Source organism: Streptomyces sp. 8L, from assembly GCF_020176795.1.
Classification (GTDB): Bacteria; Actinomycetota; Actinomycetes; order Streptomycetales; family Streptomycetaceae; genus Streptomyces.
This window is the reverse complement of the sequence record NZ_JAIUKE010000437.1, coordinates 1-1,882: the sequence shown is the minus strand read 5'-3', so window position 1 is coordinate 1,882 and position 1,882 is coordinate 1. Positions and strand designations below refer to the sequence as shown.

The window sequence follows — 1,882 nt, the reverse complement described above, 5'->3', positions numbered from 1 at the left end:
GAGCGCGGCCTGTGGTACCCGCCGGACCCGGCGAGCGCGCCGTGGTCGACGGTCGGCGGCAACGTCGCGACCAACGCCGGGGGCCTGTGCTGCCTCAAGTACGGCGTCACCCGCGACTATGTGCTCGGCCTCGAAGCGGTCGTGGGCGGCCCCGCGGGCGCGTACGGCACCGTGGTGCGGCTCGGCAGGCGTACGACGAAGGGCGTGTCGGGGTACGACCTCGCCGGGCTGTTCGTCGGCTCCGAGGGCACCCTCGGCGTCGTCACCGAGATCACCCTGCGGCTGCGCCCGGCGCTGCGCGACATACCGCACACCGTGGTGGGCGCCTTCGACAGCCTGGTGGCGGCGGGCGAGGCCGTCGCGCTGTGCACACGGCGCGGGCTGCGCCCCGCGGCGCTCGAACTCCTCGACCGGGCCTGCCTCCAGGCCGTCGAGGAGTGGAAGCACCTCGGCTTCGAGCCGGAAGCGAACGCACTGCTGCTGGCGCGGCTCGACGCGCCGGGGCAGGCCGGCGAGGACGAGGCCGAGGCGGTCGCGCAGGCCTTCGCGGAGTGCGGGGCGCGCTGGGCGGAGCGCTCCACGGACGCCACCGAGGCGGAGGCGCTGTTCGAGGCGCGGCGGCTGGCCTACCCCGCGTTGGAGCGGCTGGGTCCCGTGCTCACCGAGGACGTGTGCGTGCCCAGGTCGGCCGTTCCCGCGATGCTCGCCCGCACGGAGGAGATCGGCGAACGGCACGGTGTGCGGATCGCGACGATCGCGCACGCGGGGGACGGCAACCTGCACCCGCTGCTGATCACGCCGCCCGGCGACGACGCGGCGCGCCGGGCGGCCCAGGCGGCCTTCGAGGAACTGCTGGTGGAGGCCGTGGCCCTGGGCGGCACGGTCACCGGCGAGCACGGCGTCGGGCTGCTCAAGCGGGGCGGCATGCGCGGCGAACTGGGGCCCGCCGTCTGCGCGATGCAGGACGCGCTCAAGAACACACTCGACCCGCTGGGCCTGTTCAACCCGGGCAAGGTCACGGGCGACCCGGCCACGGACACACCGCCGCACGGCCGGGCCACCGCCACGCAGGCCGCGCGGCCCGGCGGCGGCACGGACTGAGCGGCCGGGGCGCGACGGCCGTACGGCGCGGGCGGGGCGATGACATCCGCCCCGCCATCCGATGGCGCCCCGTCAACCGTCCCCCACCGCACCGGCGTCGCCTCGGGCACCGTCCTCGTCGCGGCCGCCCGTGAGTAAGGCCGCCACGGTGCCGCCGGGTCGAACGCTCCGGGCGAGGCGTACACCTCGCCCGCCGCCTCGTCGGTATGGGCCACCTCCGTGGCGGCATGCGCCCGCGCCGCGGCGTCCCAGCGGCCGTAGGAGAACGGGGCCATGGCGTCCCAGTCGGCTGCGATCGGCGTTCCCGCCCGCACGGCCTCGAACGACGCGTACGCGCCCGCGAGCGGCAGGACTGAGCTACGTCCCCCGGGGCAGCCTCCCCTTCTCCGGAGCGGTCATCCGCGCTGGTCTTGTATGACGAACTTCCTTTTCACGCTCGCAGGTTACTTCGCGTTACTCCAGGTGACCGGTGGGCAGTGTTGTGTCCAAGCCGGTGATGTCCGGCTGTTCGGTGACAAAGGGAGAGAAGACATGCTTCTTCCGGCGGACGACTGGAGCCCGCACGACGGACCCGTCTCGGACGCCTCTGTGCCGCGATGGATCGCCGACGTCTACGAGGGTGACCAGAACTGACGGCGTGTCCATCCCCGGAGGGTCCGGTCCCCGCGGCGTGGCGGGGGGGGGGGGGGGGGGGGGGGGGGGGGGCGCGCCCCCCCCCCCCCGGCCCCGCCCCCCCCCCCGCCGGGGGGGCGGGGGGGGGGGGGGGGGGGGGGGCGGCGCC

General features: G+C 75.8%; 1 protein-coding gene. It reads left to right on the top strand.

Translation table 11 applies throughout. The annotated features are described in order from the left end of the window. The coding region (locus LCE31_RS30135) for an FAD-binding oxidoreductase (RefSeq protein ID WP_225019922.1) at window positions 1-1,101 on the top strand (1,101 nt) is incomplete at its 5' end. Between the last annotated feature and the right edge of the window lie 781 nt (window positions 1,102-1,882).